This is a genomic window from Calditrichota bacterium, from assembly GCA_014359355.1.
GTDB lineage: Bacteria > Zhuqueibacterota > Zhuqueibacteria > JANLFK01 > Oleimicrobiaceae > Oleimicrobium.
In genome coordinates, this window is the sequence record JACIZP010000065.1 from 1 (window position 1) to 6,356 (window position 6,356).

General features: G+C 58.6%; 4 protein-coding genes. All 4 read left to right on the forward strand.

Going from position 1 to position 6,356, the window contains the following annotated elements; translation table 11 throughout:
• Positions 1-210: glycoside hydrolase (locus H5U38_02910; protein MBC7185963.1), on the forward strand; the 210-nt coding region annotated here is incomplete at its 5' end.
• Between the two features lie 126 nt (positions 211-336).
• Complete coding sequence (locus H5U38_02915) at positions 337-3,210, forward strand: glycosyl hydrolase 115 family protein (GenBank protein MBC7185964.1); 2,874 nt, start codon at positions 337-339, stop codon at positions 3,208-3,210.
• Positions 3,211-3,352: 142 nt separating this feature from the next.
• Positions 3,353-4,384 (forward strand): uroporphyrinogen decarboxylase, encoded by a 1,032-nt coding sequence (locus H5U38_02920; GenBank protein MBC7185965.1) that lies wholly within the window; start codon positions 3,353-3,355, stop codon positions 4,382-4,384.
• 309 nt (positions 4,385-4,693) lie between these two features.
• Positions 4,694-6,356, forward strand: a 1,663-nt coding sequence (locus tag H5U38_02925) for a glycoside hydrolase family 3 protein (GenBank protein ID MBC7185966.1), incomplete at its 3' end; no start/stop codon positions are given.

The window sequence follows — 6,356 nt, forward strand, 5'->3', positions numbered from 1 at the left end:
CTGGTGGCTATGAACGCCGTGGCGGCCCTGGCTTCCACTTTGCCGCATCGCAAGGAGTTTGTGCAAGAACTCTGGGACATGCCTGTGCCGCGCGGGCCAGGCAGGTACTATGACGGGGTTCTGTACCTGTTGGGCCTACTTCAAGTGAGCGGCAACTTTCGCATCTATGACCTGCGGGGAAAGCCAGTGCCACAGTGCCCGGGGAGGTAATTTGTCCTCGTAGCCCGCTCGGTGGTAAGGTGAATTCAGCAGGGAGATTTGGCCATGTTCACGATCAGACGACTAGGCGGATTGGGCGTTGCTGAGCGCAGCCGGAACGTACGAGGGTTCAGCTCGATGCTGGCTGGGTGCCTCGGCGTTGCGATGTTCCTCTTGTCCTCTTCGCAGGTGCTGGGTGGAGCGTGGAAGAGCGCTCCTTATGTGACCTGCGAGGATGGGAAGGGGAGGTTTCCGTTGGTCAAGGAAGGGAAGGCAGCGCCCCTCCTGGCGAGCACGCAGGACTTCCCAGGAGTCATCCGAGTGCTCAAGCACTTTCAGGCGGACATCGAACGTGTGAGCGGCTGCCAGGCAAGGATCGTCTTGGACACTATCCCGCGCACTTCCGCCGTCGTTGTGGTGGGAACGTTGGGCAAGTCGCCGCTTGTCGACAAGTTGGCTGCGGAAGGAAAAATAGAGGCCGCCATCAAGGGACGTTGGGAGACCTTTGTAATCCAGGTGGTCGACGAGCCGTTCCCCGGAGTGGCTCAGGCCCTGGTCATCGCCGGGAGCGACAAACGGGGAACCATCTTTGGCGTTTTCGATCTGTCCGCGCAGATGGGAGTTTCGCCATGGTACTGGTGGGCAGACGTTCCCCCAAAGAGGAAAGAGGCGGTTTTCGTCTCGCCCGGACCTTTTGTAGAAATGGGACCGAAGGTCAAGTATCGAGGGATCTTCATTAATGATGAAGCGCCTGCGCTCTCGGGTTGGGCGTACGAGAAGTTTGGAGGCTTTAACCATCGTTTCTACGAGAAGGTTTTCGAATTGATCCTGAGGCTGAAGGGAAATTTCCTTTGGCCGGCCATGTGGGGACGAGCATTCTACGACGACGACCCCAAGAATCCCGAGCTGGCGGACGAGTACGGGGTGGTGATCAGCACCTCGCATCACGAGCCGATGATGCGTGCTCATGACGAATGGCGCCGATATGGGTCGGGGCCCTGGAACTATGAGCTGAATGAGGCCAAGCTACAGGAGTTTTGGCGCGAGGGCATCCGCCGCATGGGCTCTTACGAAAGCATCGTGACCATCGGCATGCGCGGCGACGGCGATGAGCCTATGACGGAGGAGGCAAACATCGCCTTGCTGGAGCGCATCGTACGCGACCAGCGGCGCATTCTCGAAGAAGTCACGGGAAGGCCGGCTTCTACCATCCCGCAGGTCTGGGCGCTGTATAAGGAGGTCCAGGAGTACTACGACCGGGGGATGCGCGTGCCGGACGACGTGACGCTCCTGTTGTGCGATGACAACTGGGGAAACATCCGGCGGCTGCCGAAGCCGGACGCACCACCGCGAGCAGGGGGCTATGGCATTTACTATCACTACGACTACGTCGGCGGGCCGCGCAACTACAAGTGGCTCAATACGAATCAAATCGCCCGGGTGTGGGAACAGATGCATCTCGCCTACGAGCACGGTGCGCGACAAATCTGGATCGTGAACGTGGGCGACATCAAGCCGATGGAGTTCCCCATCAGCTTTTTCCTCGACTACGCATGGGATCCGGAACGCATTGCCGCCGAGGACTTACCTGAATACACCCGGCAGTGGGCAACAGAACAGTTTGGGCCGGAGCACGCGACGGAGATAGGCGAGCTCATCACCCGCTACACCACATACAACTCGCGTCGCAAGCCTGAACTGCTTTCACCTTCTACCTACAGCCTGGTCAATTTCCGCGAGGCCGAAGCAGTGGTTGCCGGCTATGCGGCGTTGGAACAGAGGGCGCGCAGACTGTATCAGACCCCTCCGCAGGAATACCGTGACGCGTTCTACCAGTTGGTCCTTCATCCAATTGAGGCGTGTGCCAATCTGAACGAGCTCTATGTGACCGTGGGGAAGAACCATCTCTACGCGCGTCAGGGACGGGCGGCGACAAATGCCCTGGCGCAGAGAGCTCGAAAGCTGTTCGAGAGGGATGCGGAGATCACTCATTACTACAACAAGGTCCTGGCCAATGGGAAATGGAATCACATGATGGACCAGACGCACATCGGCTACACCTCGTGGCAGCAACCAGAGACCAATATCATGCCCGAGGTCAAGGAGATCGGAGTACAAGACAAGGCTGAAATGGGGGTGGCAGTCGAAGGGTCAGAGAGCTGGTGGCCGGGGGACAAGGGTGTGGCAACGTTGCCTGAGTTCGATCCGTTCCACAAGCAGACATACTACATCGAGGTGTTCAATCGCGGAAAGGAACCATTCAAGTTCTCAGTTCGTGCTGGCGAGAAGTGGTTGCACGTCAAGCCGCACAAGGGAAAGGTTGACACCGAAGTGCGCGTGTGGGTCAGTGTCGATTGGGAAAAGGTACCCGTCGGCAGACACCGCGTCCCAATAACAGTGCTTGGTCCGCAGGGTAAGGTGGTGGTTTTCGCGCCGGTACACAATCCTGCCGAGCCGCGGCCGGAGACGGTGGAGGGCTTCGTTGAAAGCAACGGCTACGTCGCGATCGAAGCCGAACACTACACAAAGGCAGTAATCCGTGACGGAGTAAAGTGGCAGCGCATTCCAGACTTGGGAAGGACGCTCTCGGCGATGACGCCTTACCCGGTCACTGCGCCGCCGCAAGTCCCGGGAGGCGACAGTCCCAGGTTAGAGTACGCCGTGCACCTCTTCTCAAGCGGACAGGTGAAGGTAAAGACCTATCTATCGCCTACTCTGGATTTCTATGGGGACGGCGGTTTGCGCTACGGCGTTTCCTTCGACGACCAACCGGTGCAGGTCATCAACATGCATGAGGGCCGGACCTTCGAGGATTGGGAAGAGTCGGTGCGCAATAACCTGACGGTCTGCACGTCTTTGCATACCATTGACAAGCCAGGCCAGCATGTCCTAAAGCTGTGGATGGTCGATCCTGGCGTGGTGGTTCAGAGGCTTGTGGTGGAGACCGGTGACGTGAAAGCGAGTTACCTTGGGCCGCCGGAGAGCTACCATCGTCGGCACACTTCCCCGTGAGATGGCAGGGAGGGTGATCAACTCAAGAATCGGTCCCTGCAGGTGGAGGCTCGCGGCGTCGTTCAGATGAGTGCACCAGCTCCGAACCCCATGCGCAACGACGGAAGACGCTAGTGCCCTCTTGTTAAATGATGGAGAAACTGTGACAGAGCAACAATGGGAAAAGCTCAAGCAAGTGGTGGCGGGGCAAGTGTTCACTCCGCTGCCAGTAGGGTTCATTATCGACAGCCCTTGGCTGCCCAATTGGTACGGTGTCCGGATTCTTGACTACTTTTCCAACGACGAATTGTGGTTCGCCGCCAACCTCAAGGCGGTAAGCGATTTTCCGGAGGTGTTGTTCTTCCCTGGCTTTTGGTCCGAGTTCGGCATGTGTACCGAACCATCTGCCTTTGGGGCCAGGTGTTCTTTTCCAGAAAACGAGTTCCCTCATGCCCATAAGGTGCTCGCTTCCCTCGAGGACCTGGAGGCACTCCCTCAGCCAAACCCGAAGACCGACGGCCTGCTGCCCTTTGTGGTCAATCGCCTCAAGCTGGCAGAGCCGAGGTTGCATAGCGTCGGCCATCGCATCTACTTTGCTGTGGCGCGTGGCCCACTGAACATTGCCGCACATCTTCTGGGAACCACAGAGTTCCTCACGGTTATGATGCTCGAGCCGGAGAAAGCGGAGCGGCTCTTGGACAAAATCACTAGTTTCCTCAAGGACTGGTTGTACTTGCAGCGGGAGAGTTTCTCCACTATCGATGGCATCTTCCTTCTCGACGACATAGTAGGGCTCATTGGCGAGGAGGAGTTCCGTCGTTTCGCCTTGCCGCGCTTCAAAGAACTGTTCGCCGAGGATGTAGCCATCAGGTTCTTCCACAATGACGCGCCTTGCAGGGTTTCGGCCCCGTACCTGGCGGAAATCGGGGTCAACCTGTTCAACATGGGGTTCGACGTTTCCCTCCGCGAACTTCAGCGGCTCACTGGGGGCACGGTGACCTTGCTTGGCAACATCCCACCCAGGGACGTGCTGGCCAATGGCACGCCACAGCAGGTAATGCAGGCCACAGCCGAGCTTCTTGATGGCCTGGAGGACAAGAGCCGAGTGATCATCTCTTGTGGGGGGGGAATGCCGCCGGGAGTTAAGACTGAGAACATTCTTGCGCTTGTGCACACCATCGCGGCGCATTCGTGACCTCGTGCCCAGCCAGGTGTGCCGGGCCGGTGGGGCCCGGCTTCCTGCGTGGCCGCAAGGAAGGCTGGTTGCGGGCGGGGTCGTGGCGCATGGCGGGCTGATGCCGATTCGGCATTGCCGCCTGAAGCTGGAGAAAAAAAGACACACCGCGAATTTTTCTCTTGACTTTTTGAATCATTCTCCGTATGTTTTAATCGGTTCAAGGCTGGCCAAGAATGAGGGGTATTGCGAAGCCAGCGGCAGTGATCCGTGCACATCTCGTGAAACTGTGGTTGTCCATCCTAAAGGCGCAGACTACGGAAGCGAGAGATGGCAAAGGATAGCTCTTCTTCCCAAACCGCACCAATTTCCCGCAGCCGCTTCCCCTACCAGGACGCCACCTTGTCGGTGGACGAACGCGTCAGAGACCTTCTGGGACGGATGAGCCTCGAAGAGAAGGTAGCGCAGATGCTTTGCATCTGGAGTGCGAAGGCAAGTCATCTCTTCGACGAAAAGGGAAGCCTGAGCCTTGAACGGCTCCGGAAACACCTGAGGCATGGGATCGGACAGATCGCCAGGCTGAGCGATTCGCGCGGGGGGCTCACGCCCCAGGAGATGATGGAACTGTCCAATGCCATCCAGAAGTTCTTCGTGGAAGAGACCCGCCTGGGGATTCCCGTTGTGTTCCACGAAGAATGCCTGCATGGGCTGGCGGCCCGGCAAGCCACCAGCTACCCCCAGGCCATCGCCCTGGCCTCGACGTTCGATCCGGATTTGGTGCAAAAGGTCTTTGCGGCGGTGGCTGAGGACGTGCGGATGCGCGGAGCCCACCAGGTGTTGGCCCCCGTAGTGGACGTGGCGCGCGACCCCCGCTGGGGGCGGGTTGAAGAAACTTTTGGCGAGGACCCGTACTTGGTGGCCCAGATGGGGCTTGCGGTTGTGCGCGGCCTGCAAGGGGACGGTTCATTCGAGGACGGCCGGCACGTGATGGCCACGCTAAAACACTTTGCAGCGCACGGGCAGCCAGAGTCGGGTATCAACTGTGCGCCGGCGAACGTCTCCGAGAGACTTTTGCGGGATGTGTTCCTCTACCCATTCAGAGAGGTGGTACAAAAGGCCAAGGTGGCCAGCGTGATGGCCTCCTACAACGAGATTGACGGCGTTCCTTCCCATGCAAATAGATGGCTCTTGCGCGAGGTGCTGCGTGGCGAATGGGGATTCCAGGGATTTGTCGTCTCCGACTACTATGCCATCACTGAGTTGTACCGTCGCGATGAGGCCCTTAGCCATTTTGTGGCTGAGGACAAGAAAGAAGCAGCTTTGCTCGCAGCGCTGGCCGGCGTCAATATCGAACTGCCGGACATGGATTGCTATCCGTTTCTCGTGGACCTGGTGAAACAGGGACGCCTGAAGGAACAGGTGCTTGACGAGCTGGTCGCACAGATGTTGCGCTACAAGTTCATGATGGGTCTGTTCGATAAGCCCTTCGTGCCCGTCGAGCCAGGGCGGGTCGAACTCAAGTTGGAGGCCGACCGGGAGCTGGCGCTGCAGGCCGCGCATGAAGCGATCATTTTGCTCAAGAACGACGGAAACCTCCTCCCCCTCCAACCGAAACCAGGCAGCACCATAGCTGTCATCGGGCCAAACGCGGACCGGGTCCTTCTCGGAGGATACAGCGGCACGCCCAAGTACTGTTCCACCCTGCTCCAAGGGATACGTGAGAAGATGGAGAGCAGATGTAAGGTCGTCTACAGCGAAGGCTGCAAGATAACAGTGGGGGGCTCGTGGCAGGAAGACGTGGTGAGACTGCCGGACCCTGAGGAGGACCGTCGCTCTATCTGCGAGGCGGTACGAGTGGCAAGAGAAGCGAACGTGGTCGTTTTGGCGTTGGGCGGCAACGAGCAGACAGCCAGAGAGGCATGGAGCAAGAATCACTTAGGTGACAGGACCAGCTTAGACCTCGTGGGCAGGCAGAATGAACTGGCGGCGGCAC